The sequence below is a fragment of the Kribbella steppae genome (assembly GCF_004342025.1).
GTDB lineage: Bacteria > Actinomycetota > Actinomycetes > Propionibacteriales > Kribbellaceae > Kribbella > Kribbella steppae.
In genome coordinates, this window is sequence record NZ_SLWN01000006.1 from 416,342 (window position 1) to 443,168 (window position 26,827).

Below are 26,827 nucleotides of genomic sequence, written 5' to 3' on the forward strand. Positions count from 1 at the left end.
CCTTAACCGCAGAAACCGCCCGGCAGATCGTTGCAGGGAACCAGCCCGCCGCGGGCCAGCACCGGCCGCGCCTGCGCCGACCGGAGGTAGTCGAGGAACGCTGCCGTGAGCGAGTCCGCCGCGGGTGTCTTGTAGGTGTACGCGTGCTCGACTTCCCAGAACTTGTACGACCCGTCCGCCACCTTCGCCGGATCCGGTACGACGCTGTCGATCGAGGCGACCGTGATCTCCGGGTACTTCCGCGCGCTGCCGAGCTCGGCGTACCCGATCGCGCCGTCGATCTCGTTCACCCGGGTCAGCAGCTCCTCCGTCGTACCGACCTCGCAGCGGTGGTGTTTGGCGACCGGGTCGTCGCGCCGGCAGTCGTCGGAGGAGATGCCGAGCTCCTGGTCGCCGGACAGCACCTTGTCCCGGAACACCCGCCTCGAACCCGAGTCCGGCCCGACCCGGCTGACCATCCGGATCGGTAGGTCTCGTCCACCGAGCTGCTTCCAGTTCGTGATCCGGCCGCCGTAGATGTCGCGCAGTTGCGCGCGGGTCAGCCCGGTCACGTCGGACGACCGGTTCACCGCGACTGCGAACACGGCCACCGCGACCGGCTCACCCCACAGGTCGGGCGCGTCTTCCGCCGTACCGTCCGACATCGCGATCAGCCTCTCGGCCGCGCCGGCGTCCTGCGCACCGGTCTCCTCGAGGGTGCGGATACCGCTGCGGCTGCCGTTCGCCGCGATGGTGATGTCGGCGTCGGTGCAGTCGGCCGCGTAGGCGGTCCGCACCTCACGCATGGTCGACTCGACCGCGGTCGACCCGATGATCCGCACCTGCCCGGAGGCGCAGTTGTCCGGCGGCTGCAGTACGTCGACCGTGAACAACGCGACCAGCGCGCCGACCAGCAGCAACGACAGCGCACCGAACATCAGCGAACGACGTCCTGGCCCGCGCGGCCGCGGTTCGTGATAGACCCCACCACCGGTCGATCCGCCGGCCAGATAGCCGGCGTGGGTCACGCCCTTGCCCGTCCCGGACAGCACGAGCAGAAACTTGAAGTGGTCGCCGCGATTGATCGCGATCCGGGGCAGCACCAGCTTGCTGGTGTCGACGTAGTTCGCCGGGACCAGCCGGCGCTGCAGCATCTCCCCGAGCGAGTTCGGGTGCGCCTCGGTGACCTTCAGCCCGACGATCTTGCGGTCCGGAAAGGCGAACGAGACCTTCTCGTGCATGTCCTGCGGATCGATGTCCATCCCGCCGGCGTTGTCCAGCCGGAGCAGCACGATGCTCGGGTTCTCCACCACGGCGCCTTGGTGACGCACCTCGACGTCGACCATCCGCTGCGTCTTGTCCGCACTCGGATAGACCCCCATCGGGGCATCCACCTGGACCCGGTAGACGAGTCGTTTGCGGCGCAGGATGTACCGGTCGATCAGCCAGGCGACGACCGAAGCGATCAGAGCGATGGCGGCGATGATCGTTTCGAGGTTGATATCGCCCAGACCAGAGAAATCCACTGTCCCCTCCTGCGAAAACGCTATCCAGGCCCGGTGAACGAGTGCTTACCGTGCGATGACGTGCGGGGTGTGGGCTTGGCCGGGTCCGGTCGTTCTGCGAGATTGGTCGGCATGGCTGAACAGGTTGACGTGGTCGTGATCGGACTCGGTGTGGGCGGCGAGGAGACGGCGGGGCGGCTGGCGGAAGCCGGGCTGAACGTGGTCGGCTTGGACCCACGGCTGGTCGGCGGTGAGTGCCCTTACTGGGGCTGTGTCCCGAGCAAGATGATGATCCGGGCCGCCAACCTGATCGCCGAGACCCGCCGGGTCGACGGCATGGCCGGTACGGCGACCGTGCAGCCGGACTGGGCACCGGTCGCCAAGCGCATCCGCGAGGAGGCGACCGACAGCTGGAACGACCAGGTCGCGGTCGACCGCCTGGTGAAGAAGGGCGTCACGTTCCTGCGCGAGCGCGGCACCATCACCGGTCCGCGCACGGTCAAGGCCGGCGACCGGGAGTTCGAGGCGTCCCGCGGCATCGTGCTCGCGACCGGCACCGTCGCGGTGATCCCACCGATCGACGGTCTGGCCGGCACGCCGTACTGGACAAACCACGAGGCGATCGAGGCGGACACGCTGCCGGCCTCGATCCTCGTGCTCGGCGGTGGCGCGATCGGCCTCGAGCTCACCCAGGTGTTCGCCCGGTTCGGCGTCGACGTGACGGTCATCGAGGGCGCCGGCCAGGTGTTGTCGATGGAGGAACCCGAGTCAGGCCAGCTGGCCCGTGAGGCGCTCGAGCGCGACGGCGTCACCTTCCACACCGGCGTCCACGCCCAGAAGGTCGGGTACGACGGCAGCACCTTCACCGTCGCGCTCGAGGACGGCAGCACGGTCACTGGCGAGAAGTTGCTGGTGGCAACGGGCCGCCGGGTGGACGTGAAGGCGCTCGGCCTCGACCAGGTCGGCATCGACCCCGGCGTCCGGCGGATCGAGGTGGACGAGCACGTCCGGGCCGCGGACGGAGTCTGGGCGGTCGGCGACGTGACCGGCGTCGGCGCGTTCACGCACAACGCGATGTACCAGGCGAACGTCGCGGTGTTCGACATCCTCGGCAGCGAGGGCGCACCGGTGGCGAGCTACCACGCGATGCCGCGGGTGACCTTCACCGACCCGGAGATCGGTGCGGTCGGGATGACCGAGAAGCAGGCGCGGGAGGCCGGCCTCGACGTGAAGATCGGCTCCAGCCAGATCCCGTCGTCGACCCGCGGCTGGATCCACAAGGCGGGGAACGAGGGCTTCATCAAACTGGTGGTCGACAACGAGCGCGGCGTACTGGTCGGCGCGACCAGCGCCGGCCCGACCGGCGGCGAGGTGCTCGGTGCGCTCGCGGTCGCCGTCCACGCGGCCGTTCCCGTTCACACTCTGCAACAGCTCATTTACGCGTACCCGACATTCCACCGTGCGATCGGGGATGCGCTCAAGCAATTGTGAGATCCCTTGTTGCGATCCGGTCGCAACAAGCTCAAGAATGTGCTCGTGCATGTTCCTGATGGCTTCTTCGACGCACCGACGTCCGTCGCGACCGGCCTGATCGCGGCCGGCGCGGTCGGGGTCAGTCTGCAGCGGGCGAACCGGGAGATCCGCGAGACGGGTCCGGCGCTGGCCGGCCTGACCGCGGCGTTCGTGTTCGCGGTACAGATGGTGAACTTCCCGGTCGGCGCGGGGACCAGCGGGCACCTGCTCGGTGGCGCGCTGGCCGCGGCCCTTGTCGGGCCGTGGACCGCCGTGCTGGTGATGTCGACCGTGCTGCTGGTCCAGGGGTTGCTGTTCGCCGACGGCGGCCTGACCGCGCTCGGCACGAACATCACGCTGATGGGCGTCATCACTGTGCTGGTCGGCTACGTCCTGACCCGTGCGCTCCTGCAGGTGCTGCCGCGGAAGGTGGGCAGCGTCGTACCGGCGGCCATTGTCGGCGCGTTGGTGTCGGTGCCGGTCGCCGCGCTCGCCTTCACCGGGCTGTACGCGATCGGCGGAGCGGTGGACATCCCACTCGGGAAGCTCGCGACCGCGATGGTCGGCTGGCACATCCTGGTCGGCATCGGTGAGGCGGTCATCACGGCCGCCGTCCTGAGCGCGGTCGTCGCGACCCGGCCCGATCTGGTGTACGCCGCTCGCCACCTGCAGCGGGACCTGGTCCTGGTCGATGCCGACGGCAACACCTCGACCGTGTCGCCGGACAAACCGATCGCATCCAAGCCGACCGGCCGGACGCTCGGCGTCGGGATCGCGGTCACCTTCCTGGTCGCCGGCGGCCTCAGCCTGTTCGCGAGCGCGCATCCGGACGGTCTCGAGTTCGTCGGCGCCACCCTCGGCTTCGAGGGCGCGGCCAAGGACTCCGCGGTCGCGGGCAGCCCGCTCGCCGACTACGGCGTCAGCGGGATCGGCAACGCCGAGGTCTCCGGTGCGCTGGCCGGCATCATCGGCGTACTGGTCACCATCGTCGTCGGGCTGGCGATCGCCAAGCTGGCCTCGCTGCGCGCAAACAGGGCTTCATGAGTGGTGACGGTCTTCTCGTAGCGGTGGACAGCCGGGTTCACCGCATCCCGGCGCAGGTGAAGATCGTCGCGCTGTTCGTCTTCGTCCTCGCCGTCGTGTCCACGCCCGCATCGGCCTTCTGGGCGTTCGGCCTGTACGCCGCGATGCTCGTGGCCGCTGTGGTGGTCGCGAAGTTGCCGGCGCTGGTGGTGTCGCGGCGGCTGACGGTGGAGACGCCGTTCATCGTGTTCGCGCTACTGCTGCCGTTCGTGGCGACCGGGCCGCGGGTCGACGTACTCGGACTGGAGTTGTCGCAGTCCGGCGTACTCGGGGCGTGGAATGTGCTGGCGAAGGGCACGCTCGGCGTGATCGCGGCGATCCTGTTGTCGGCGACGACCGGGCCGCGGGACCTGCTGTCCGGGCTCGAACGACTCCGGCTGCCGTCGACGCTGGTAGCGATCCTGTCGTTCATGGTCCGGTACATGAGCGTGGTGTCCGACGATCTGCACCGGATGCGGATCGCGCGTGAGTCGCGCGGGTACAACGGCGGCCGTGCTGGTCATCTGAAGGCGGTGGCCGGGGGAGTGGGCGCGCTGTTTGTGCGCAGTTTCGAGCGGGGCGAGCGAGTGCATCTGGCGATGCGGTCGCGCGGCTACACCGGCCGGATGCCGTTGCTGAGCGCGTCCGGTGCGACGTCTGCGCAGTGGCTTCAGGGGCTGGCGATCTCCCTGACCGCGGTGGTCATCGCGGTCACCGTTAGGGTGATCGGCTTGTGAGCGGTCCTGCGATCCACGTCGAGCGTCTCGTCTTCGCCTACCCGGACGGCCGTCAAGCGTTGTTCGGTGTCGACTTCACTGTCCAGCGCGGTGAGCGGGTCGCCCTGCTGGGCCCGAACGGCGCCGGCAAGACCACGCTCGTGCTCCACCTGAACGGGATCCTCGGCTCGGTGGCCGGCGGGACGGGGAGCGGCCGGATCCAGATCGGCGGGACGGGCCTGCATCGCGAGCACCTTCCTGAGGTACGGCGGAAGGTCGGACTGGTGTTCCAGGACCCGGACGACCAGTTGTTCATGCCGACCGTGCGGGACGACGTGGCCTTCGGACCGGCGAACCTCGGTCTGCGCGGGTCCGAGCTGGACGATCGGGTGCACGAAGCGCTGGTGCAGGTCGGGATGCAGGATCACGCGGACCTGGCGCCGCATCACCTCTCGTTCGGTCAACGGCGGCGAGTGGCGGTGGCGACGGTTCTGGCGATGCGACCCGAGGTGCTGGTGCTGGACGAGCCGTCGAGCAACCTCGACCCGGCCGCGCGGCGAGAGCTCGCGGACATCCTGGCCGATCTCGACGTGACCCTGCTGATGATCACGCACGACCTGCCGTACGCCTTGCAGTTGTGTGAGCGCAGCCTGCTGATGGACGACGGCCGGATCGTTGCCGACGGCAATACCCGCGACCTGCTCGGCGACGCGGACCTGATGGCGGCCCACCGGTTGGAACTGCCGTACGGCTTCGACCCCCTCTCGGTCCCCGGGCCGGAACGCTGATCAGGAAGTCGGGCCGGCCTCCTCGGCGGCTGCCCCGGCAGCGACCATCTCGGGCGGTGTCTCGAACGCCGACCTGAGTCGGCCGCGGGATGCGGTCAGGTGGGCGTGCATGGCGGCGTCCGCCGCCTCGGCGTCGCGTCGCCGGATCGCGGTGACGAGCAGATCGTGCTCGTCGAGCGCCTTCTCGGCGACCCGGGAGTCGCGCAGCAATCGGAACAGCTGGAGATGGCAATGCAGCTTGGCGAAGATCTCCGCGAAGTAGCTGTTCCCGGTGGCACCGATGATGGCCTGGTGGAACTCGGCGTCCTTGCGCGCGAAGGCGCCGTACGACATCGTGCCGGCCTGGTAGCGGGCCCGCATCTCGGCGGCGATGCCGGCGATCCGCTCGATCTCGACGCGCTGGTGCCGGCCGGCCGCAAGCCCTGAGCAGTACGGCTCGATCAGGAACCGCGCCTCGAAGAGATCCTCGAACCGCTCCGGGGTCAGTTTGGGGCTCGCGGAATATCCGATCAGATGTGTCTTGGTCACCAGATCCTCGGCCTCGAGCCGGTTCAACGACTCCCGCACCGGCGTCTGGGAGACGCCGAGCTGACGGCTGATCACATCGACCCGGATCCGCTCACCGGGCTGAATCACGCCGTCCAGCAGCAATGTCTGCAGCTGCTCGTACACGACGTCGCTCATCCGGGCGCGCTCGGGACGCTCGGCACCGCGTTCGCTCATAGGCCTTCCCCGGTCCGGTCGACGGCTCCTTGGTCACAACTGTGAATTCGTATTCACGAACCATTGCAAATCATATCTGATCTGATCTAGCCTGCCAAAAATCGACACGCTCCACCGATCCACCCCTGGGATGGTCGACGTGCACACAGATCTCGCAACAGCTCAGTCCTTGGCCGAACGTCTCCTCGTCACCGCGGGTGTGCCGAGCCCGGCGGCCGCCCAGCAAGCCGAACTGCTCCTGATCGCCGAGGCGAAGGGCATGCCGTCCCACGGCCTGCTCCGGCTGCCGCGGCTACTGCGCAGGATCGCGAACGGCACCGCGAGCCCGACGAACACGGGCAAGCACGAATGGCTCAGCCCGTGCTACCTGTCCGTCGACGGCGAGCAGGGTCTCGGGCCGGTCGTCGCGGTCAGAGCTCTGGAGGCAGTGGTGCAGGCGGCCGAGCGGCACGGCGTCGCGGCCTGCTCGATCACGAACAACAACCACCTCGGCATGCTCGGCTACTACGCGGGTCGGATGGCCGAGCGCGGCCTGGTCTGCCTGGGGATGACGACCAGCGAGGCTCTGGTTCACCCGTGGGGCGGCACCGAGGCAATGCTCGGCACGAACCCTCTGGCGCTCGGCGTCCCCGCGCGGCCACACCCGCTGGTGCTGGACATGGCGACCTCGCAGATCTCGATGGGCAAGGTCCACGACCACGCTCTCCGCGGCGTACCGCTCGAGCCGGGCTGGGCGTTGGATGCCGCCGGCAACCCAACGGTCGACCCGGTGGCGGCCAAGTCCGGATCGATCGCGCCGTTCGGGGGAGCGAAGGGGTACGGGCTCGGGCTGGGTCTGGAGGCCATGGTCACCTTCCTGACCGGAGCCGCGTACGGCACGGCCGTCGGCGGAACGCTGGACGACGACCGTCCGAGCAACAAGGGCGACCTGTTCATCCTGCTGAGCGGTGCCCGGTACTCCGCCACCGATTACCTCGACCAGGTCCGCGGCAGCCGGCGGGCCGATCCGGCCACGCCGGTCGCGGTTCCCGGTGACCGCGCCCGGGCTCGCTACCAGCAGTCGGTTGCCAACGGCATCGACATCGCCGACGACCTGTGGCGCGAGCTGACCGCGTTTCAGGGCGTCCAGCCCGAAGCAGCTCTGGCCGAATGACCCGCCCACGACCGGACAAGGACCAGCCACGATGACGATCACCACTGCCTCGTTCGGCGTACAGCGAGCACCTCGCACGGTTGTCTTCGGAGCCGGCCAGCGCTCGGTGCTCGGCAGTCAGGCCGCGGAGTACGGGCGTAAGGCGCTCGTCTGCACGGACCGGCGGCTGGCGGCCTCGGCCGAGTTCGCCGCGCTGATCAGCGACCTCGAGGATCACGGTGCCGAGGTGAGCGTGTGGTCCGACACCGCTGCCGAGTTGCCGGTCGCAGACATCGACGCCTGCTACGGCGCGATGAAGGACGCCGGGATCGAGGTGGTGATCGGGATCGGCGGCGGCAGCTGCCTCGACCTCGGCAAGGCTGTCGCGTTGTTGCTCAGCCATGGCGGCCCGATCGATCGGTACTACGGGGAGAACGCCGTACCTGGACCCGTCCTGCCGATCATCGCCGTACCCACGACCGGTGGGACCGGGTCCGAGGTGACACCGGTGTGCGTGCTCAGCGACAGCCGGCGCGAGCTGAAGGCAGGCATCTCGTCGGCTTACCTGATTCCTTCGGTGGCCATCTGCGATCCAGAACTGACCTACAGCTGTCCGCCCGGATTGACCGCCAGCGCCGGCGCCGACGCGGTGTCGCATCTGGTGGAGTCGTTCACCGCGATCCAGCGGCCGCCCGCGGCGGTGGGCGAAGGCAGGGTCTTCATCGGCAAGAACGTGATCAGCGACTCCTATGCACGCTGGGGTCTCGGGCTACTGGCCCGGGCGCTGCCGACGGCCTTGGAGCATCCGGACGATCGGCAGGCGCGCTCCGACGTGATGCTGGCCGCGAATGCCGGCGGCTATGCGCTGGGAGTGGCTGGGACGGCCGCCGCGCATGCCCTGCAGTACCCGATCGGTGCGCTCACCCATACCGCGCACGGTGTCGGAGTCGGCGTCCTTCTCCCGTACGTGATGCGTTACAACGCACCCGCCCGAGTCCGCGAGTTCGCCGAGATCGCGGACATGCTCGGTGTCGAGGGGTCCGGTGCCGACGAGGTACGCGCGCTGGCGGGAATCGAGGCCGTCGAGGGTCTGCTGGACCGGATCGGCATCCCGCCCACGCTGAAGGAACTCGGCCTGACCGAGGACCAGCTGTCCTACATCGCGGCGATGGGGCTGAAGTCGGCCCGGCTGGTCGACAACAACCCCCGTCCGCTGGACGCCGATGCGCTGTACGAGATCACTCGTGCCGCGTACGCCGGCGATCGAAGCAACCCGTTCTGACCAGGCGTTTGGAGCCCACCAGATGATCTCTCCGCACGATCTGTTCATCGACGGCCAGTGGCGGCCGGGCGCCGACGGCCGGCGTTTCGCAGTCCACGATCCGGCCGACGGGTCCGAGCTGGCCAAGTTCGCGGCGGCCACCGAGGCCGACTGTCTGACGGCCGTGGACGCCGCGGCGGATGCGCTGGCCGGCTGGTCCGCGACCCCACCGAGGCAGCGCTCGGAGATCCTCCGCGACTGCTTCGACATCCTGACCGCGGAACGCGAGCAACTGGCCGCCATCATCGTCGCCGAGAACGGCAAGGCGTACGCCGACGCACTCGGTGAGGCCGCTTATGCCGCCGAGTTCTTCCGCTGGTTCGCCGAGGAGGCGGTCCGCATCGGTGGCGACTTCAGGCTGTCGCCGTCGGGCGACAAGACGATCGTGGTCAGGCGCGATCCGATCGGGGTGTCGGTCCTGATCACGCCGTGGAACTTCCCGGCGGCGATGGCGACCCGCAAGATCGCGCCCGCGCTGGCGGCCGGCTGCTCGGTCGTGCTGAAGCCGGCCACCCAGACTCCGCTCACCGCCGCCTACATCGTCGAGGTACTCCGCCGGGCCGGTGTTCCGGCGGGGGTGGTGAACCTGGTGACGCCGGTGCCCACCGGTCCGGCGGTGAGCGCGATGCTGCACCATCCCGCCGTACGCAAGCTGTCCTTCACCGGCTCAACCGAGGTCGGCCGCCTGCTGCTGCGGGAGGCCGCCGACCAGGTGGTCAGCTCGTCGATGGAGCTCGGCGGGAACGCGCCATTCGTGGTCCTGCCCGGTGCCGACCTGGACGCCGCCGTCGAGGGCGCGATGGTCGCGAAGATGCGCAACGGCGGGTGTGCGTGTACGGCGGCCAACCGGTTCTACGTGCACGACTCGCTCGTCGAGGAGTTCACCACCCGGATCACCGTGGCGATGAAGGGGCTCACGATGGGTCCGGGCGCCGACCGGTCGAACGATGTCGGCGCCCTGGTGTCGCCGGAGGAACGCGACAAGGTATCCCGGCTCGTCGAGCAGGCGGTGGCCGAGGGCGCCACTGTGGCCCTGGGCGGCGAACCGCCGGCGATCGGTGCCTTCTACCCGCCGACGGTGCTGACCGACGTACGGCACGGCAGCGAGATCAACCGGACCGAGATCTTCGGCCCCGTCACCGCGATCGTCTCCTTCAGCGCGGTCGACGACGCGGTCGCGATGGCCAACGACACCATCTACGGCCTGATCGCCTACTTGTACGGCGATCCCGGCCAGGCATTGGCGGTCGCGCAGCGGATCGACGCAGGCATGGTCGCGGTCAACCGGGGTGTGCTGAGCGATCCCGCGGCTCCGTTCGGGGGCACGAAACAGTCCGGGCTCGGCCGCGAAGGCAGTTCCGAAGGCATCCTCGAGTTCCTCGAGGAGAAGTACATCGGGATCGAGGTGTAACGCATGGCCAACGCCGTACTCCCGACTCTCAAACCCCCGGACGTCGACGGTGGACCGCCGGTCCGCCAACGGCCGAGGGTGAAACCGAAACGGCAGAACCTGGCCGGCTGGCTGTTCGTCGGTCCGGTGATCTTCGGGGTGCTGTTCTTCCAGCTGGCTCCGGTCGCTGCGTCCCTGGTGGTGTCGCTGACCAACTGGTCCGGGTTGAACAAACCCGAGTTCCTCGGCCTGGGCAACTACCGCGAGCTGTTCACCGCCGACGACACGTTCTACTCCTCACTGCGGAACACGGTGATCTTCACCGTCGTCGTGGTTGTGCTGACCATCCTGATCGGGCTCGGCCTGGCGGTCCTGTGCAACCAGAAGGTCAAGGGCATCGGCATCTTCCGGACCCTGTACTACTCGCCCGTGGTGACGAACGTGGTCGCGATCGGCTTCGTCTGGTTCTGGCTCTACGACCCGGACAACGGGTTGTTCAACTCGACGCTGAAGACGATCGGGATCGACGGGCCGGCCTGGTTGTCGGACACCAAGACGGCGCTGATCGCGGTCATCGTGGTCGCGATCTGGCAAGGCGTCGGCTACCCGATGGTGATCCTGCTGGCCGGCCTGCAAAACATCGACCCGTCACTGACCGAGGCAGCCACGGTCGACGGCGCGACGGCCTGGCGGCGGTTCTGGGCAGTGGTCTTCCCGCTGCTGACACCGAGCCTGTTCTTCCTCACCATCACGCAGTTCATCACGTCGTTCCAGGTGTTCGGGATCATCTACGTGATGACGTCGGGCGGACCGAACAACGCCACCTCGGTGTTCATCTTCCACATCTACGAGGCGGCCTTCGGGCACGGCCGGCTGGGCTATGCCTCGGCGATGGGCTGGGTGCTGTTCGTCATCGTCGGTGTAGTCACCGCGATCCAGTGGAAGATGGAGAAGCGGTGGGTACATTATGACAACTGAAACGCTCCGCGTTCCGCTGAACAGGCCGCCAAGGCACCTCCCGCGCCGGATCGTCGTCTTCGCCACCCTGCTGTTCTTCGCGGTGGTGTTCGCGATGCCGCTGCTGTGGATGGTGAGCGCGTCGCTCAAGCCGGAGAACGAGGTCCTGCAGACGCCGCCGACCTTCATTCCGTCGACGTACCAGTGGGTCAACTACTCCCAAGCCGGCGACGGCTTGCTGCCGTTCTTCCTGAACAGCGTGAAGCTCGCCGCGCTGAACGTCGGTTTCCTGTTGCTGTTCGCCTCGCTGGCCGGCTACGGCTTCGCCCGGCTGAACTTCGCCTTCAAGAACCTGGCCTTCGCCCTGTTGTTGTCGACGGCAATGATCCCGAGCATGGTCTATCTCGTTCCGCAGTACATGCTGTTCCGCGAGATGGGCTGGATCGACACCCACTACCCGCTGTGGATCCCGAACGTACTGACACCGGTCTTCGGCACGTTCCTGCTCAGACAGGCGTTCCGCGGCGTACCGATGGAACTGGAGGAGGCGGCCAAGCTCGACGGCGCGTCCACCTTCGGCACCTTCTGGCGGATCATGCTGCCGCAGGTGAAACCGGCGCTGGCGGCGGTCGGCGCGCTCACCTTCATGGGGTCGTGGAACGACCTGTTCGGGCCGCTGATCTTCCTCAACTCGACGCGGTTGCAGACGATGCCGATCGCGCTCGCGCTGTTCAAGGGTGAGTACTTCACCCAGACGAACCTGATGATGGCGGCCGCGACGCTGACGATCCTGCCGCCGCTCCTGCTCTTCCTGCTGGCCCAGAAGTACTTCGTCCAGGGCATCACGATGTCCGGCCTGAAAGGTTGACCATGCGGATCACCCGGATCGAATCGATCATCCTGATCGACAAGTTGCACATCCTGAAAGTCCACACCGACGAGGGTCTGGTGGGCGTCGGCGAAGTCAGCCCGATGAACGCCCACGTCACTCACAGCGTGGTCGAACAGGCGCTCGCCCCGCTGCTGATCGGCGAGGAGGCCACCGACATCGAGCGACTGTGGCGCCGGCTGTACACGAAGCCGTACAAGCTCGGCCCCGGCGGCGCCCAGCTGAACGCGATCGCCGGGATCGACATCGCGCTGTGGGACCTGCTCGGCAAGGCCGCCGGGTTGCCCACCTACAAGCTCCTCGGCGGGAAGTACCGCCAGAGTGCGAAGGTCTACGCGAGCTCGATGGCGCGCGGGATGAGCCCGCAGGAGGAGGCCGAACGCGCGCAGTCCTTCCAGGAGAAGGGCTTCCACGGCTACAAGATCCACTCGTCGACGCCGTGGATGCACGACGACGGCTTCGACCAGACCATCGCGACCGTGACGGCCGTCCGGGAACTGGTCGGGGACGACTTCCCGATCCTGGTCGACGTCAACAACGCGTACTACGAGCACACCGCGATCAAGCTCGCACACGCGCTGGAGGATCTCGGCGTCTGGCACTTCGAGGAGCCGCTGGCCGCGCACGACTATGCGGCGTACGGGCGGCTGGCCGACGCGGTCGACATCCCGATCGCGGTCGGGGAGCAGGAGTACACCAGCTGGCAGTTCCGCGAACTGATCCTGCAGGGCCGGGTCGACATCCTGCAGCCCGACGTCATCAAGTGCGGCGGGATCACGGAGTTCAAGAAGATCGCCGTACTCGCCGACACCTTCACCAAGCCGATCACGGTCCACAACACCCAGCAGACGATCGGTACGTCGGCGCACGCCCACCTCTGGGTCAGCACGCCGTCCTGCGTCTACCCGCAGGAATACAACATCGAGCACAACCCGATCCTCGACGACGTGCCGATCTGGCAGAACCCGCTCGTCCCGGTGGACGGGGAGATCACCCCGTGGGAGCTGCCCGGGCTCGGGATCGAGCTGGACGAGGACGCGATCGCCAAGCTGCGCACCAACTGAAGTCCACCCCTGACAGAAGAGGAACGACCATGACGGCACAACAGATTTCTCGACGGTCGGTGCTCAGAGCCGTCGGCCTGACGACCGGAGCGATCGCGGTCGGCGTACCGCTGTCCGCCTGCGGCGGCAACAGTTCCGGGGGAGGGGGCGGTGGTAACGCGTCCTTTCTGACCTGGGACACCACCAGCGGAACTCCGCTGTACACGGTCGCGGAGAACTGGGCCAAGGGCGCCGGCAAGACGCTCGACATCCAGTCCGTGCCGGGCGACGACTACGACACGAAGCTGCGGACCGTGCTGTCGTCCGGTGCGGCGCCGACGGCGATCCGGATCAACGACGACTACGTCGCCGGGTACTACGCCGAGGGATCCCTGCTCGATCTGCGGCCCTACCTGGAGAAGGACGGCATCAAGCCGGACGAGTACTTCCCGGTCGCCTTCAACTTCCCGAAGCAGTCCGACGGTGCGCACGCGGCCTGGCCGATCATGACGAACCCGGGCGTCATCTACTGCAACGTCGACGCGTTCGCCGAGGCCGGCGTCGAACTGCCGCCGAAGGACTGGGCCGCCAGCGGCTGGACCTGGGACGACTTCCTCGACGCCGCGAAGAAGCTGACCAAACCCAACGGCGAGCGGTGGGGTGCACTGATCTTCCCCGACACCTCGCTGGAGACGGTGTGGCCGGTCAACAACGGCAGCGACGGCATCTACTCCAAGGACGCCACCCGCTTCACCCTGGCCGAGCCGCCGGCGGCCGAGGCGGTCCAGTGGATCGCCGATCTCGCCCTCGTGCACAAGGTGCACCCCGACTTCGCCACCGTCACCGCCGGCCGGCAGACGCCGAACTGGGCGCTGTCCCAGCTCGGGACCGGCAAGGTCGCGATGCTGCTCGCGCTGACCAGCGGCATCCCGTACCTGCGCAAGAACGCGAAGGTGAAGTGGGACATCTTCCCGCCTCCGATGAAGGTCGCTCGCAAGACGGTGAACACGATGACGGTGCTGGCGATCCCGAAGGCCTCGAAGGACCCCGATGCGGCCTGGGACTTCCTCAAGTACTGCGCCGGCGCGGACGCGGCGAAGCTGCTCGCCGAGTCCCGGGGATTCATGCCGGTCAGCAAGAGCTCGTCGGCGCTGTTCGTGCCCGACGACAAGGGCCCGGCCAACCTCGCCCTGGTCACGCTGGCGCTGGACAATGCCGTGAACGAGAACTTCAGCCGTTACATCGAACGCGCCCGGACCATCTACCGCCCGGTGCTCGACGACGTCTGGAGCGGCAAACGGACCGCGGCTGCCGCGCTCGGCAGCGTCAAACAGAAGGTCGAAGACGTACTCGCGGGCAAGGGGTGACGATGAAGATCACCCAGGTCAGCGTCCAGGTGGTGTCGAAACCCAAGGCGCACGCCGTCCGGGACGCGATCCAGCTGCTCGACCGCGACGGGCACACCCGGGTGCGGATCGACACCGACGAGGGCGTGAGCGGCGTCAGCAACACCTACTTCGGCCGGGTGGCGAGCTCGCCGGCGGTGCTGGCGCAGATCGTCACCGAGCAGCTGGCGCCCGCGATCGTCGGCGAGGACCCGACGCTGATCCGCGGGATCCGGCAGAAGCTGCAGACGCTGACCGACTACCAGGGGACGGCCGGGCTGTCGTCGTACGGGATCTCGGCGATCGATCTGGCGTTGTGGGATCTCCTCGGCAAGTCGCTGGACGTGCCGGTCTGGAAGCTGCTCGGCGCGCAGCGAACCGCGATCCCGACGTACGCGATGGTGGGCTGGCTCGAGCTGGACGTCACGGGCCTGGAGGCCGTGTCGGCCAAGGCGATGGAGCAGGGCTTCCGGGGCGTGAAGATGAAGGTGGGGGGCGGTCCGCTCAGTGAGGACGTCCGGCGAATCAAGGCGGTGCGTGCGGTGATCGGACCGGACGCACCGCTGATGGTCGACGCCAACCAGGCCTTCGAGTACTCCGAGGCACTGCGGCGGGGCCGGGTGTACGAGGAGCTCGACTGCAGGTGGTTCGAGGAGCCGTTGCCCGCTGCCGACACCGACGGCCACGTCCGGCTGGCCGAGAAGCTGGACATCCCGATCGCGACCGGCGAGAACCGCTACGGGCAGGCCGCCTTCCGTGACCTGATCGCCCGCGGCGGGGTGGGCGTCGTACAGCCGGATCTGCGGCGGGCCGGTGGGCTCACCGACTGCTTGGAGATCGGGCTGATGGCGGCTGGGTTCGGCGTGCCGTACGCCTCGCACGGGGGAGGCGCACACATCCACGTGCTGGCCGCGCTACCGAACACGATCTATGTGGAGAGTGGACTGCTGCCCGCGGACGGCCGGGTCGAGCTGGCGGACGGCTGCTACCCGTTGCCGCTCGGCCCTGGTCTGTCGTCCTGGAACGACTGACCGGAAACGCGGCCTACCAGGATCGGCAACTGGCGGTGAATTTCTTACCAGACCCTTGTGTGTTACTCGCGAGTCGGCGATCGTGACTTTGAGTACTTCTGTCGCCACCCCTCGCACATGCAAAGGCGGTCCGCCCCATGAAGTCCATCGCCAGTCTGCTGTCCGCCGCGGCCCTTGGCGCCGCGATGCTCCTCAGTCCCGGAATCGCGCAAGCGGCCGCGCCCAACTACGTCGCGCTCGGTGATTCGTACGCCTCGGGTGTCGGCACCCGCAGCTACATCGCCGACAGTGGCTCCTGCCAGCGCTCGACGAAGGCCTACCCGTACATCGACGCCGCCCGGATCGGTGCCGACCTCACCTTCGTCGCCTGCTCCGGTGCCCGGGTCGCCGACGTCACCGCCAACCAGTTGAGCTCGGTGACGGCGTCCGCCAATCTCGTCTCCGTCCAGGTCGGCGGCAACGATGCCGGGTTCTCGTCCGTGATCACCGAGTGCGCCAAGCCGTCCTGGCTCGCTGACTGCACCGCAGCGGTCAACAACGCCCAGTCGATCATCAACAACACGCTGCCCGGCCGGCTGAACGGCCTCTACGGGTCGATCAAGACCAAGGCGCCGTCCGCGCGGGTCGTCGTGGTCGGTTACCCGCGCTTGTTCAACGGCACCGACTGCAACGCGGGCACGTTCTTCAGCCCGACCGAGATGACCCGGCTGAACCAGACCGCCGACCTGCTCAACTCGAAGGTCGCGGCCTCGGCGAGCGCAGCCGGCTTCACCTTCGTCAACCCGACCTCGGTCTTCATCGGCCACGCCGTCTGCGGCAGCCCGGAGTGGATCAACGGCCTCTCCAACCCGGTCAGCGAGTCCTACCACCCCAACGTCACCGGCCAGACCGCCTACGCCAACCTGGTCGACGACGCGCTGGCCTGACGGACGCGCGTTTGGCTGGCTGACCATCCACGTTGTGGGTTTGCCACCCTGATTCAGGGTGGCAAACCCATCACCGCGTGGGTCAGCCAGCCAAATGGGGTGGGGTTTGGGGCTGCGCGAAGTGTCGGTTCGTGGTGTCATGCTGGGGTGGTGCAGAGGTCTGGTGACTGGCTGTTAGCGGTTCGGTTCCAGGCGAACTGTTTGGCGCGTCCGGTGGACGAGGCCGGCCCCGGAGGGGTGGCCGACGTCGTGTGCCGGACGGGGGGACTGCAGGCGCAGAGCTGGCGCGGCGCCGCGTACGCCGTCCGCGCCCGCTCCACCGCGACCACCTTCGCCGACGTGTCCCGTGCTCAGGAGATCGACCGGTCAGTCGTCCGCGGCTGGTTCATGCGCGGCACCCTCCAACTCGTCGCGACCGAACACGCCGGGCCGTTGCTCGGACTGCTCGGCCCAAAACTCATCAAGGATTCCGAGCGCCGGTACGGCGAACTGGGCCTGACCGAGGCGATTCGGTCCGAAGCGGCCGACCTGATCGAAGAGCAGTTGCTCGCCAACGGACCGACGAGTCGCTCGGGCTTGGCCGACGTACTGGTGAAAGCCGGGCTCATCGCCGAGCCGAAGGGGCAGCAGGTGTACGCCCTCATCCGCCACACCGGGTTGCTCGGGCGGCTGTGTTACGGACCGGGCTATGACAAGAACGAGTCGTGGGTCGCCGTCCGCGACTGGCTCGGCAAGCCGCTAGCCCTCGACGGCTCGCTCGAGGACCTGGCGGGGCGCTACCTGACGGCGTACGGCCCGGCGACAGCGCGAGACTTCGCGACCTGGTCGGGCCTGGCGGTGCCGGTCGCGCGCAAGGGATTGCAGGCCGCCGCGACGATGTCGTTCGACGTCGATGGAGTCGAGTTCTCGGCAGTCGAGGACCTGCCGGGTTGCGCGGACCTGCGACTGCTGGGGGAGTTCGACCCGTACCTACTCGGGTACGACGACCGGCGGCACGCGCTGGCCGACGAGTACCGCAAACACATCCACCCTGGTGGCGGCATGTTGCGCCCGGCGGTGGTCGCGGGAGGCCGGGTTGTCGGGTCCTGGAAGCACTCCGACCGGTCGTACGAGCTCTTCGGCGACCACGCGCCGGATCCCGACAAGCTGGCGGCGGAACTCGAGGACGTGGCACGCTTCCGCGGTTGATCGTATATGCCTCATCCGGTATATATGGGCTCATGACCGAGACCCTGAACACGGAGAACGGCCGGACCGTCCTGCGGATGCAGCGCGAACTGCGGCATCCGGTGGAGAAGGTCTGGCGGGCGATCACCGAACCGGGCCAGTTGGCGGGGTGGTTCCCGGCTGCGGTCGAGTTGGACCTGCGGCTGGACGGGCCGATCACGTTCACCTTCGAGGAGGACCCCGGCGCGCCGATCGACGAGCAGAGCCGTGGCGTGATCCGCGCGTACGAACCGCCGCGGCTGATCGAGTACACCTGGGGCGACGAGGTGCTGCGGTGGGAGCTGGTCCCGTCGGCCGACGGGTGCACGTTGCACCTGACGGCGACGCACGACGACCGGCCAGGGTCGGCGAGCTTCACCAGCGGCTGGATCATGTGCTTCGACGCGATGGAGAAGGTGCTCGGCGGATCGGCGGTGCCGGCGAAGGACTACGCCGTACTGCACGAGCACTTCGTCAAGGTGTACGGCCTGGACCGGGGCGTCGTGCTCGACGACGGTGGTGTCCGGTTCGAGCGGCAACTCGTCCGGCCGAAGGAGTTCGTCTGGCAACTCCTGGCCGGCGCGGCGACCGGGTCCGTCGGAAGCCTGCCGCCGGCCGGGTTCGTTGCCAAGGGCATCGACGCTGGTCCGGTCACCGACATCGCCGAGCCGGAGCGGCTGACCTACACCTGGTCGCAGGGGGAGGTCACCTGGACCTTCCGGGACGGGAACGGCGGAGCCCGCCTGGTACTTGCCCAGACCGGCCCCGCCGCCGACTACCTCGATGCATGGCATGACCTGATCGAGTCGCTGGCCGCCGAGTTAGTTACCGGAGACGTACAGCCGTAGGTGTTCCGCGGTCAGGGTCGGGCTGCTCTCGACCAGGTCGGCGGGTGTGCCGGTGAACACGACCTGCCCGCCGTCGTGGCCGGCGCCCGGCCCGACGTCGATCAGCCAGTCGGCGTGGGCCATGACGGCTTGGTGGTGCTCGATGACGATGACGGTGTTGCCGTCGTCGACGAGGGTGTCGAGCATCGCCAGCAGTTGGTCCACGTCGGCCAGGTGCAGACCGGTGGTGGGCTCGTCGAGGATGTAGACGGATCCGGTCTTGCCCATGTTGATCGCCAGCTTCAGCCGCTGACGCTCGCCGCCGGACAACGTGGTGAGCGGCTGCCCGAGACCGATGTACCCGAGGCCGACCGTCGACAACCGGTCGAGGATGCTCCGGGCCGGGCCGCGAGCGAAGAAGTCACGCGCCTCCGTCACGGTCATCCGGAGAACCTCGCTGATGTTCTTGCCCCGCAGTTTGTAGGCCAGGACCTCGGGCGTGAACCGCGCACCGTTGCAGTCGTCGCAGACCGACGCGACCTCGGCCATCATGGCCAGATCGGTGTAGACCAGACCGATGCCCTTGCACGTCTTGCAGGCACCCACCGAGTTGGCACTGAACAGCCCCGGCTTCACCTTGTTCGCCTTCGCGAACTCGGCCCGGATCGGATCGAGCAGACCGGTGTACGTCGCCGGATTGCTCCGCCTGGACCCACGGATCGGCTCCTGGCCGGCGATGATCACGCCATCCCGCCCGGCCAGCGATCCATGGATCAGTGAGCTCTTCCCGGATCCCGCAACGCCGGTGACGACGGTCAGCACTCCGAGCGGGATGTCGACGCTGACGTTCCGCAGGTTGTGCAGGGTCGCACCCTCGATGGACAACTTGCCGGTCGGACGCCGTACGTCGTCCCGCACGGTGACCCGGTGGTCCAGGTACCGCCCGGTCAAGGTGCCCGACTTCTTCAACTCGTCGAGATTGCCGGCGAAACAAAGCCGTCCACCGGCCAGGCCGGCCCCCGGGCCGAGGTCGACGATGTGATCGGCGATCCGGATCGTCTCCGGCTTGTGCTCGACCACCAGCACGGTGTTGCCCTTGTCCCGCAATTGCAGCAGCAGGTCGTTCATCCGCTGGATGTCGTGCGGGTGCAGCCCGACGGTCGGCTCGTCGAACACATAGGTGACATCGGCGAGGCTCGACCCGAGATGCCGGACCAGCTTCACCCGCTGTGCCTCACCGCCCGACAACGTCGACGACTCGCGATCGAGACTCAGGTACCCGAGCCCGATCGTGACCATCGAGTCCAGGCTCTCCCGCAGTCCTTCGATCATCGGCCCGACGGCCGGGTGGTTGATCGTGGCAACGAACTTGGCGAGGTCGCTGATCTGCATCGCCGAGCACTCGGCGATCGTCCAGCCGTCGACAGTGACCGAGCGGGCCGCCTCGTTCAGCCGGGCGCCGCCGCAGGCCGCACAGGTCGTCTGCCGGATGGCCCGGTCGGCGAACGCGCGCAGGTGGCTCTGCATCGACTCGCGATCCTTGCCCAGAAAGCCGCGCTTGAGCTTCGAGACGAGACCCTCGAAGGTCAGATTGCTCTTGCCGAGCCGGATCTTGGTGGGCTCCTGGTAGAGGAACTGCTCCCAGCTCTCGGCCGGATAGTCCTTGAGTGGCAGATCCGGATCGAACAGACCCGTCGTCGCCATCAGCTGCCAGTGCCAGCTGTCGACCGCGTAGCCGGGCGCCTTGATCGCGCCCTGGTTGAGGCTCTTCTCCCGATCGACCAGCTCGTCCACTTCGAACTCGGTGGTCCGGCCGAGCCCTTCGCAGACAGGGCACATCCCGTCGGCAAGGTTGAAGCTGAACGCTCCGGGCCCGCCGACGTACGGCGTCCCGGCCCGGCTGAACAGGACGCGCAGCATGGTGTGGGCATCGGTCGCCGTACCGACCGTGGAGCGGGAGTTGGCGCCGATCCGCTCCTGGTCGACGATGATCGCGGCGGACAGGTTGCGCAGCGAGTCGACGTCGGGCCGGCTGCGGCTGGGCATGAAGTTCTGGATGAAGGCGGTGTAGGTCTCGTTGATCAGCCGCTGTGATTCGGCGGCGATGGTGTCGAAGACGAGGGACGACTTGCCGGAGCCGGAGACTCCGGTGAAGACGGTGAGCCGGCGCTTGGGGATGTCCAGCGAGACACCGCTGAGGTTGTTCTCGCGGGCGCCCCGCACCTGGATGACGTCGTGGCTGTCGGCGGCCGTGTGACCGGCGGAGGCGGTCGATTCGGAAGCAGGCATCCTTCAATTGTGACATTGAACCAGTCGTTGGCACTTGGCGTGCGAGCTACCGCTGAGGACGCTGCGAAAACCTTATACGCCCGACGAAGGTTTGCGAGCAATCTGACCGACCTGGTCGAGCAGATCCTGCAGTTGGCCGGCCAGTTGCTCGCGGTTCGCGGGCGGGATGGAGGCGACGAGTTCGGACTCGCGGGTGAGCACCTGGTCGACGGTTCGCTCGATCAGGTCGTGGCCGGCCTCGGTGAGCGTGACGAGCACGGCTCGCGTGCCGTCATCCGCGGTACGACGGGTGACCAGTCCGGCGTCCTCGGCGCGGGCGACCCGCTGCGAGATCGCTCCGGCGGTGACGAGGGTACGGCGGCTCAACTCGCGCGTACTCACCTCGTACGGCGATCCGGCCCGGCGCAGCACGCTGAGCAGATCGAGAGTCGCGGGGTCGACCCCGAGATCGGCGAGCAGCCGGCGGCGGTCGTCGGCGAACAGTTTCGCCAGTCGCCACAGGGGAGTGACGATCTCGATCGAGTCGGTCGGCGTACCGGGTCGCTCCCGCTCCCAGGCGCGGGCGATCTCCGCGGCGGGGTAGGGGCTCGGCCCGTCGAAGGGGTAGCCGTCGCGTTGGGAAGCCATGGTCACCATGCTACGTTTAGGCCTAAACATTTAGACCTAAACGTGAGGAGTGCCGTGACCCGGACCATCGTGGTGACCGGAGGAGCGACCGGAATCGGGCGGGCGACCGCCGAGCGGTTCCGCGCGGACGGCGACGACGTGGTGATCACCGGTCGTCGCGAAGACGTACTGGCGAAAACGGCTGCCGACCTCGGAGCCAGGGGAGTGGTGTGCGATGCGACCGACCCCGCACAGGTCCAGCGCCTGCTCGACGAGTTGCCGGAGCAGGTCGACGTACTGGTGAACAACGCTGGTGGCAACACCGACTTCGGTCGTGAGCAGGGCGGACTCGCGCAATTGAAGGCGAATTGGCTGGCCAACCTCGACGCCAACCTGCTGTCGGCCGTCCTCACCACCACCGCGCTCGAGTCGCGATTGACGACCGCCGTCGTCCACATCGGCTCGATCGCGGGCGCTCGTGGGGCCGGATCGTACGGTGCGGCCAAGGCTGCGCTGACGACCTGGAATCTCGATGTCGCGGCCGAACTCGGACCGCGCGGCATCACCTCGAACGTGGTCGCGCCCGGTTTCACCGCGGACACCGAGTACTTCCAGGGGCGGCTGACCGGCGAACGGCGCGCGCGGTTGCTTGAGGCAACGATGACGAAACGCGAGGGCACCGTGACCGACATCGCCGAGACGATTCACTTCCTCGCCTCGGCCGGCGGCCGGCACCTCACCGGCCAGGTGCTGCACGTGAACGGCGGGGCCCTCACAACGCGCTGAATTCATGACAACGTAGGCAAGTGTGACAATGGCCGCATGCGTGCCACCGTCAAAGACGTCGCCAAGCTGGCCGGGGTGTCTCCGAAGACGGTGTCGAACGTCATCAACGGTGTCGTTTTCGTCCGTCCGGAGACCAAGGCCCGGGTCGAGCAGGCCCTGAACGAGCTGGACTACGTGCCGAACATGAGCGCCCGCGGGCTGCGCAACGGCCGGTCCGGGATGATCGCGCTCGCCCTGCCCGACCTGCTCCGGCCGTACTCCGCCGAGATCACCTACCTCGTCGTCGAGTTGGCGCACGAGCGTGGCTGGGGTGTGCAGATCGAGCAGACCGCGGCCGAGCCGAACCGCGAGTTCGAACTGCTGTCCAAGGGCCGTGCGCACCTCGTCGACGGACTGATCCTCAACCCGGTGAACCTGGACGACAGTGCGGTGATGACGGCCGGTCCGCTGCCGCCCGTCGTCCTGATCGGTGATGTCGACCAGGATCTGGTCAGCCAGGTCGCGATCGACAACGTCGCGGCGGCACGGGACATGACGAACCACCTGCTGGCACAGGGCTGCCGGCGGATCGCAGCCGTGGGTACGCCGGAAATCCCTCGCGGATCGAGTGGTGCCGGTGTTCTCGGGGGCACTGCGGACGCACCTGGAACGGCGGCGTCCAGGCTGCGCACGGCGGGCTATCGGCAGGCGCTCGAGGCGGCCGGCGTACCGCATGATCCGGCGCTCGAGATCAACCTGGACCGGTGGCAGCCTGAAGGCGCGGCGACCGTGGTCGGGAAGTACCTGACCGAGCACGAGTTGCCGGATGCGTTCTTCTGCTTCACCGACACGGTGGCGTCCGGCACGCTGGCGGCGTTGTGGACGGCGGGGATCGGCGTGCCGGAGCAGACGCTGGTGGCCGGGTTCGACAACATCCTCGAGAGCCAGTTCATGATCCCGCCGCTGACGACGGTCGATTTCGACCGGCGCGAGTTCGTCCGGTCGGCGCTGGATCTGCTCGCCGAGCGGATGGCCGACCGGGACGCGGCGCCGCGCCGGGTGATGATCCCGCACCGCCTCGTCGAGCGCGCCAGCACCGCACGCTAACCGACAACTTTCCTCAAAAAACTACATTGCGGAGTCTTGTCGCCACGTTCTAACGATGTAATGATCGGTCCCGCCCTTCCAAGGAGACCGAATGACAGGACAAATCTCCCGGCGCCGTCTGCTCTCCGGAGCGGCCGCGCTGGCCGGTGGCGGGATGCTCCTCGGCTGTGCGCCGAGCGCCTCCCGATCAGCCGCCGACCTCAGCTACTGGCACCTGATGACCGGCGGTGACGGCATCGTGATGGCGGGCCTGGTGGACGCCGTGAACGGCCAGAACCTGGGATTCTCCGCTACTCAGACCGTGCTCGCCTGGGGGCCGCCGTACTACACCAAACTGGCGATGGCCTCAGCCGGCGGACGCGCTCCGGACCTGGCGATCATGCACGCGTCCCGGATCGCCGGCTACGCACCCGGCGGCCTGCTGGAGCCGTGGGACCTCGACCTGCTTGCCGAGGTCGGGATCCGCGAGAGCGACTTCCCGCCGCTGGTCTGGCAGAAGGGCTTGTACGACGGGAAGGTCTACTCGATCGCGCTCGACACCCACCCGTTCGTCCTCTACTACAACACCGACCACGCGACGAAGGCCGGTGTGACGGACGCGCTGCAGACGATGAAGAGCCCGGAGGAGTTCACCGAGGTCGCGTCCAAGCTGCAGAAGGTGACCGGCAAGCACGGCCTTTCCTACGGCTACCTGGGCGACGGCTCACAGATGTGGCGGCTGTTCTACACGCTCTACCGGCAGATGGGCGCCGATATGTTGCTGGTGCCGGGTCAGCCGGCGCAGGTGGACGAGGCCGCGGCGGTGAAGACGCTCACCTTCGTCCGCTCCCTGCTCGACGACACCATCGCGACCCGCAGCGGCGACGGCGGTACGGCGACCAGCGAGTTCCTGCACGGTGAGAGCGGCATGTTCTTCGGCGGTGTGTGGGAGCTGCCGGTGCTGAAGGACGCGAAGCTGCCGTTCGACGCCCGCCCGATCCCGACCCTGTTCGGCACCGACGCCGCATACGCCGACTCGCACACGTTCGTGCTGCCACGGCAGTCGAAGGTATCGCCGGAACGCCGCCGGCACGTGTACCAGATGGTCGCGGAGATCCTGAAGCGGTCGGTGAAGTGGGCCGGTGCTGGCCACATCCCGGCGTACCAGCCGGTGGTGCGGGGTGCGGAGTACCAGGAGTTGAAGCCGCAGTCGAACTACGCGGGCATCCCGGCGTACGTGAACTACGACCCGGACGTGTGGTTCGGCGGTGCGGGCAGCGACTTCCACAAGTACTTCGCGGAGAACGTGCAGAACGTGTACCTCGGCAGCGGGGATCCGGCCGCCGGGTTCGAGGGTTTCGTGAAGCGGCTGAACGTGCTGCTCGACCGTCCGCAGCCGGTGTGAGAGGAGAGCCACTGATGTCGACTGCCATCGACAGCCCCACGACCAGTACGCCGGTCGTTGCCGAGGGCCCGGATTCTGGCCGGGCCCGGGCCCGGCGTGGGGAGTCGGCGACCGGATGGGCGTTCGCGGCGCCGTTCGCCGTACTGTTCGTGCTCTTCCTGGTCGTGCCGGCCGTGTACGGCCTCGTCCTGAGTTTCACCGGTCAGACGTTGACCGGGTCGGGTGGGAAGCTGATCGGGTTCGCCAACTACGCCGAGGCTCTGCAGGACCCGGACATGTGGCGTTCGCTGGGCAACACCGTGTGGTTCACGCTGCTCAGCACGATTCCGCTCGTCGTCCTCTCGTTCGCCTTCGCGCTGCTGGTGAACCTCGGGTTGCCGGGACGCTGGCTGTGGCGGTTGTCGTTCTTCCTGCCGTACCTGCTCGCCTCGACCGTCGTGGTGATGTTCTGGAGCTGGATGTACAACCCGAAGCTCGGGCTGGTCAACGGCGTACTGGCCGAGTTCGGGATCGCGCCGGTGGCGTGGTTGCAGGATCCGAACGTGGCGATGATCTCGGTCGTGGTCACCACGCTGTGGTGGACGATCGGGTTCAACTTCCTGCTCTACCTGGCCGCGTTGCAGAACATCCCGGAGCAGCAGTTCGAGGCGGCCGCGATCGACGGCGCCGGGAAGTGGCGGCAGCTGTTCTCGATCGTGATCCCGCAACTGGCGCCGACGACCGCGCTGATCCTGACGCTGCAGATCCTCGCGTCGCTGAAGGTCTTCGACCAGATCTACATGCTGACCAACGGCGGTCCGGCCGGCTCGACCCGGTCGATCGTGCAGTACATCTACGAGTCCGGCTTCACCGGCTACCGGTTCGGCTACTCGTCGGCCATCTCCTACCTGTTCTTCGCGATCATCGTGCTCGTCTCGATCGCGCAGTACAAGCTGATCAACCGCCGGAGCCGGTATTGATGGCCGGGCCTTCGGCGCCGGCGGGTCATGGGGCTTTGCCTCCCGGCCTTCCCTCGTCGCTCCCGTCGCTTCGCTCCCTCCGCTCCTCAGTCCAGGCCGGGAGGCCCCATGACCACATATGTCCTGAGTCGCAACGTTAAACAAGGTCACAAGCCTGGCGAAAATCCCTGGAGCGTGTCCAGAATGGTCGCGCTACTGGTGCTGGCGTTCCTCGCCGCGACCTGGCTGGTGCCGTTCGTGTGGGCCGTGCTGACGTCGCTGAAAAGCGAAGCGGACGCGGGTGCGTCGACGATCAGCCTGAATCCGCCGGACGGATTCAGCTTCGACGCCTACCGGAAAGTCCTGTCGGCCGGCGACATCCCGGCCTGGGCGTGGAACAGCCTGCTCACATCTGTCGCAATCACTTTCATCACGGTGGCGACGTCGGCGCTGGCCGGGTACGCGTTCTCGCGGATCGAGTTCCGCGGCCGGCGCTGGTTGTACGCGGCGATCATCGCGGCCATCATCATCCCGCCGCAGTTGCTGATCGTCCCGCTGTTCCGGCAGATGCTCGCGTTCGACCTGGTCGACACCTACTGGGGCATCATCCTGCCGCAGGCGTTCGCGCCGGCGATGGTGCTGATTCTCAAACGCTTTTTCGACCAGATCCCGGTGGAGTTGGAGGATGCCGCCCGGGTGGACGGCGCGAACCGGCTGCGGGTGTTCTGGTCGATCGTGCTGCCGTTGTCGCGGCCGATCCTCGCAGCGGTGGCGATCTTCGTGTTCATCGGTGCCTGGAACAACTTCCTCTGGCCTTTCATCGTCACCACCGACGCGGACCTGATGACACTGCCGGTCGGTCTGCAGACGGTGAAGAGCGCGTACGGCCTGCAGTACGCGCAGAACATGGCCTCGGCGATCCTGGCCGCATTACCGCTCGTGCTGGTGTTCCTTTTCTTCCAGCGCCAGATCATCAAGGGAATCGCAACCACCGGCTTCGGCGGTCAGTAAGAACGAAGGCGGGGGGTTGGTAGTGGGTTCGGTGGCAGTAAGAACAGGGGTTCGACGGACAGTAAGACCAGTGCTTTAAGTGGGCGCTTACCATCGGAAGTTTCGGCGGACTGTAAAAGCTGGACATCGGTTCCGGTACGCGGGATTCCTGTCACGATCCCTTGAAAACGCCGTCACTCTCAGCAAGGCTCTGCTGATCACTTCCGCGTCGTTTCCGGGTGCGGGAAGGACGGGGGAGTGTGCGACTGCTGCGTCGTACTGCGTCGTGTCACGGTCGTGTCACGGCAGTCGCGCGAATCCGCCACTCGGGGAAACAACGAGAGAAGGGGGAAGTG

The 26,827-nt window shown here is 67.6% G+C and carries 24 protein-coding genes; 20 read left to right on the forward strand and 4 right to left on the reverse strand.

Annotated features, from left to right (window positions below; translation table 11 throughout):
* Nucleotides 1-2 precede the first annotated feature (2 nt).
* Nucleotides 3-1,505: a PstS family phosphate ABC transporter substrate-binding protein gene (locus tag EV652_RS19620; protein WP_132210601.1), complete on the reverse strand. Its 1,503-nt coding sequence runs from the start codon at nt 1,503-1,505 to the stop codon at nt 3-5.
* 111 nt (nt 1,506-1,616) lie between these two features.
* On the opposite strand from EV652_RS19620, the gene EV652_RS19625 reads away from it, so the two are divergent.
* The 4 genes from EV652_RS19625 to EV652_RS19640 are packed head-to-tail and all read left to right on the forward strand — an operon-like array spanning nt 1,617 to nt 5,562.
* A complete protein-coding gene (locus EV652_RS19625) occupies nt 1,617-2,975 on the forward strand; it encodes a dihydrolipoyl dehydrogenase family protein (RefSeq protein ID WP_132210602.1) in 1,359 nt (452 codons plus the stop codon).
* A 45-nt stretch (nt 2,976-3,020) separates the two neighbouring features.
* The gene (locus EV652_RS19630; RefSeq protein ID WP_132210603.1) at nt 3,021-4,040 is read left to right on the forward strand and encodes an energy-coupling factor ABC transporter permease; all 1,020 of its coding nucleotides are present in this window, start codon (nt 3,021-3,023) and stop codon (nt 4,038-4,040) included.
* Nucleotides 4,041-4,063: 23 nt separating this feature from the next.
* Complete coding sequence (gene cbiQ / locus EV652_RS19635) at nt 4,064-4,795, forward strand: cobalt ECF transporter T component CbiQ (RefSeq protein ID WP_242001863.1); 732 nt, start codon at nt 4,064-4,066, stop codon at nt 4,793-4,795.
* Nucleotides 4,792-5,562, forward strand: coding sequence for an energy-coupling factor ABC transporter ATP-binding protein (locus tag EV652_RS19640; RefSeq protein ID WP_132210605.1), 771 nt, complete (start codon nt 4,792-4,794; stop codon nt 5,560-5,562). Before cbiQ ends, EV652_RS19640 begins: the two co-directional genes overlap by 4 nt.
* Here the strand turns inward: EV652_RS19640 and EV652_RS19645 are convergent, their stop codons facing one another.
* Nucleotides 5,563-6,285: a GntR family transcriptional regulator gene (locus EV652_RS19645; protein ID WP_132210606.1), complete on the reverse strand. Its 723-nt coding sequence runs from the start codon at nt 6,283-6,285 to the stop codon at nt 5,563-5,565. It lies immediately after the preceding gene.
* Between the two features lie 139 nt (nt 6,286-6,424).
* Here EV652_RS19645 and EV652_RS19650 point away from each other — a divergent pair, with 139 nt between their 5' ends.
* The 11 genes from EV652_RS19650 to EV652_RS19700 all read left to right on the forward strand — a co-directional run bounded on the left by EV652_RS19650 (nt 6,425) and on the right by EV652_RS19700 (nt 18,413).
* The gene (locus EV652_RS19650; RefSeq protein ID WP_199238275.1) at nt 6,425-7,438 is read left to right on the forward strand and encodes an Ldh family oxidoreductase; all 1,014 of its coding nucleotides are present in this window, start codon (nt 6,425-6,427) and stop codon (nt 7,436-7,438) included.
* A 31-nt stretch (nt 7,439-7,469) separates the two neighbouring features.
* On the forward strand, nt 7,470-8,699 hold the full coding sequence (locus tag EV652_RS19655; protein WP_132210608.1) for an iron-containing alcohol dehydrogenase: 1,230 nt from the start codon (nt 7,470-7,472) through the stop codon (nt 8,697-8,699).
* A 22-nt stretch (nt 8,700-8,721) separates the two neighbouring features.
* Nucleotides 8,722-10,149: an NAD-dependent succinate-semialdehyde dehydrogenase gene (locus EV652_RS19660; protein WP_199238276.1), complete on the forward strand. Its 1,428-nt coding sequence runs from the start codon at nt 8,722-8,724 to the stop codon at nt 10,147-10,149.
* Nucleotides 10,150-10,152: 3 nt separating this feature from the next.
* Entirely contained in the window at nt 10,153-11,106 is a 954-nt protein-coding gene (locus EV652_RS19665) for a carbohydrate ABC transporter permease (protein WP_132210610.1), read from the forward strand.
* Complete coding sequence (locus tag EV652_RS19670; protein WP_132210611.1) at nt 11,096-11,953, forward strand: carbohydrate ABC transporter permease; 858 nt, start codon at nt 11,096-11,098, stop codon at nt 11,951-11,953. The genes EV652_RS19665 and EV652_RS19670 overlap by 11 nt, the downstream gene beginning before the upstream one ends.
* Before the next feature lie 2 nt (nt 11,954-11,955).
* Nucleotides 11,956-13,038 carry a mandelate racemase/muconate lactonizing enzyme family protein gene (locus EV652_RS19675; RefSeq protein ID WP_132210612.1) on the forward strand — a complete coding sequence of 361 codons (1,083 nt, stop codon included), beginning with the start codon at nt 11,956-11,958 and terminating at the stop codon, nt 13,036-13,038.
* A 29-nt stretch (nt 13,039-13,067) separates the two neighbouring features.
* Nucleotides 13,068-14,384, forward strand: a complete 1,317-nt coding sequence (locus EV652_RS19680; RefSeq protein WP_132210613.1) for an ABC transporter substrate-binding protein — start codon at nt 13,068-13,070, stop codon at nt 14,382-14,384.
* Between the two features lie 2 nt (nt 14,385-14,386).
* Nucleotides 14,387-15,433, forward strand: a complete 1,047-nt coding sequence (locus EV652_RS19685) for a mandelate racemase/muconate lactonizing enzyme family protein (RefSeq protein ID WP_132210614.1) — start codon at nt 14,387-14,389, stop codon at nt 15,431-15,433.
* Nucleotides 15,434-15,570: 137 nt separating this feature from the next.
* The gene (locus tag EV652_RS19690; RefSeq protein ID WP_132210615.1) at nt 15,571-16,359 is read left to right on the forward strand and encodes an SGNH/GDSL hydrolase family protein; all 789 of its coding nucleotides are present in this window, start codon (nt 15,571-15,573) and stop codon (nt 16,357-16,359) included.
* 150 nt (nt 16,360-16,509) lie between these two features.
* A complete protein-coding gene (locus EV652_RS19695) occupies nt 16,510-17,547 on the forward strand; it encodes a winged helix DNA-binding domain-containing protein (protein ID WP_206752090.1) in 1,038 nt (345 codons plus the stop codon).
* Between the two features lie 32 nt (nt 17,548-17,579).
* A complete protein-coding gene (locus tag EV652_RS19700) occupies nt 17,580-18,413 on the forward strand; it encodes an SRPBCC family protein (protein ID WP_132210617.1) in 834 nt (277 codons plus the stop codon).
* Here EV652_RS19700 and EV652_RS19705 read toward each other — a convergent pair.
* Entirely contained in the window at nt 18,387-20,681 is a 2,295-nt protein-coding gene (locus EV652_RS19705; RefSeq protein ID WP_132210618.1) for an ATP-binding cassette domain-containing protein, read from the reverse strand. The two genes, EV652_RS19700 and EV652_RS19705, sit on opposite strands and share 27 nt — an antisense overlap.
* A 72-nt stretch (nt 20,682-20,753) precedes the next feature.
* Entirely contained in the window at nt 20,754-21,308 is a 555-nt protein-coding gene (locus tag EV652_RS19710) for a MarR family winged helix-turn-helix transcriptional regulator (protein WP_199238277.1), read from the reverse strand.
* 54 nt (nt 21,309-21,362) lie between these two features.
* Here EV652_RS19710 and EV652_RS19715 point away from each other — a divergent pair, with 54 nt between their 5' ends.
* The 5 genes from EV652_RS19715 to EV652_RS19735 all read left to right on the forward strand — a co-directional run bounded on the left by EV652_RS19715 (nt 21,363) and on the right by EV652_RS19735 (nt 26,492).
* On the forward strand, nt 21,363-22,073 hold the full coding sequence (locus tag EV652_RS19715; protein ID WP_132210620.1) for an SDR family NAD(P)-dependent oxidoreductase: 711 nt from the start codon (nt 21,363-21,365) through the stop codon (nt 22,071-22,073).
* 36 nt (nt 22,074-22,109) lie between these two features.
* On the forward strand, nt 22,110-23,159 hold the full coding sequence (locus tag EV652_RS19720) for a LacI family DNA-binding transcriptional regulator (RefSeq protein WP_132210621.1): 1,050 nt from the start codon (nt 22,110-22,112) through the stop codon (nt 23,157-23,159).
* Nucleotides 23,160-23,250: 91 nt separating this feature from the next.
* On the forward strand, nt 23,251-24,543 hold the full coding sequence (locus tag EV652_RS19725; RefSeq protein WP_132210622.1) for an extracellular solute-binding protein: 1,293 nt from the start codon (nt 23,251-23,253) through the stop codon (nt 24,541-24,543).
* 14 nt (nt 24,544-24,557) lie between these two features.
* Nucleotides 24,558-25,502 (forward strand): carbohydrate ABC transporter permease, encoded by a 945-nt coding sequence (locus EV652_RS19730; RefSeq protein WP_132210623.1) that lies wholly within the window; start codon nt 24,558-24,560, stop codon nt 25,500-25,502.
* Between the two features lie 108 nt (nt 25,503-25,610).
* Complete coding sequence (locus tag EV652_RS19735) at nt 25,611-26,492, forward strand: carbohydrate ABC transporter permease (RefSeq protein ID WP_132210624.1); 882 nt, start codon at nt 25,611-25,613, stop codon at nt 26,490-26,492.
* The last annotated feature ends 335 nt before the right edge of the window (nt 26,493-26,827 follow it).

Excerpts from the sequence above, each read along its gene's own strand:
- EV652_RS19710 (WP_199238277.1), bottom strand. The coding sequence starts at position 21,308 with ATGGCTTCCCAACGCGACGGCTACCCCTTCGACGGGCCGAGCCCCTAC.
- EV652_RS19675 (WP_132210612.1), top strand. The coding sequence starts at position 11,956 with ATGCGGATCACCCGGATCGAATCGATCATCCTGATCGACAAGTTGCAC.
- EV652_RS19685 (WP_132210614.1), top strand. The coding sequence starts at position 14,387 with ATGAAGATCACCCAGGTCAGCGTCCAGGTGGTGTCGAAACCCAAGGCG.
- EV652_RS19730 (WP_132210623.1), top strand. The coding sequence starts at position 24,558 with ATGTCGACTGCCATCGACAGCCCCACGACCAGTACGCCGGTCGTTGCC.
- EV652_RS19625 (WP_132210602.1), top strand. The coding sequence starts at position 1,617 with ATGGCTGAACAGGTTGACGTGGTCGTGATCGGACTCGGTGTGGGCGGC.
- EV652_RS19725 (WP_132210622.1), top strand. The coding sequence starts at position 23,251 with ATGACAGGACAAATCTCCCGGCGCCGTCTGCTCTCCGGAGCGGCCGCG.
- EV652_RS19735 (WP_132210624.1), top strand. The coding sequence starts at position 25,611 with ATGACCACATATGTCCTGAGTCGCAACGTTAAACAAGGTCACAAGCCT.
- EV652_RS19655 (WP_132210608.1), top strand. The coding sequence starts at position 7,470 with ATGACGATCACCACTGCCTCGTTCGGCGTACAGCGAGCACCTCGCACG.
- EV652_RS19670 (WP_132210611.1), top strand. The coding sequence starts at position 11,096 with ATGACAACTGAAACGCTCCGCGTTCCGCTGAACAGGCCGCCAAGGCAC.
- EV652_RS19700 (WP_132210617.1), top strand. The coding sequence starts at position 17,580 with ATGACCGAGACCCTGAACACGGAGAACGGCCGGACCGTCCTGCGGATG.
- EV652_RS19720 (WP_132210621.1), top strand. The coding sequence starts at position 22,110 with ATGCGTGCCACCGTCAAAGACGTCGCCAAGCTGGCCGGGGTGTCTCCG.
- EV652_RS19645 (WP_132210606.1), bottom strand. The coding sequence starts at position 6,285 with ATGAGCGAACGCGGTGCCGAGCGTCCCGAGCGCGCCCGGATGAGCGAC.
- EV652_RS19680 (WP_132210613.1), top strand. The coding sequence starts at position 13,068 with ATGACGGCACAACAGATTTCTCGACGGTCGGTGCTCAGAGCCGTCGGC.
- EV652_RS19665 (WP_132210610.1), top strand. The coding sequence starts at position 10,153 with ATGGCCAACGCCGTACTCCCGACTCTCAAACCCCCGGACGTCGACGGT.
- EV652_RS19705 (WP_132210618.1), bottom strand. The coding sequence starts at position 20,681 with ATGCCTGCTTCCGAATCGACCGCCTCCGCCGGTCACACGGCCGCCGAC.
- EV652_RS19690 (WP_132210615.1), top strand. The coding sequence starts at position 15,571 with ATGAAGTCCATCGCCAGTCTGCTGTCCGCCGCGGCCCTTGGCGCCGCG.
- EV652_RS19660 (WP_199238276.1), top strand. The coding sequence starts at position 8,722 with ATGATCTCTCCGCACGATCTGTTCATCGACGGCCAGTGGCGGCCGGGC.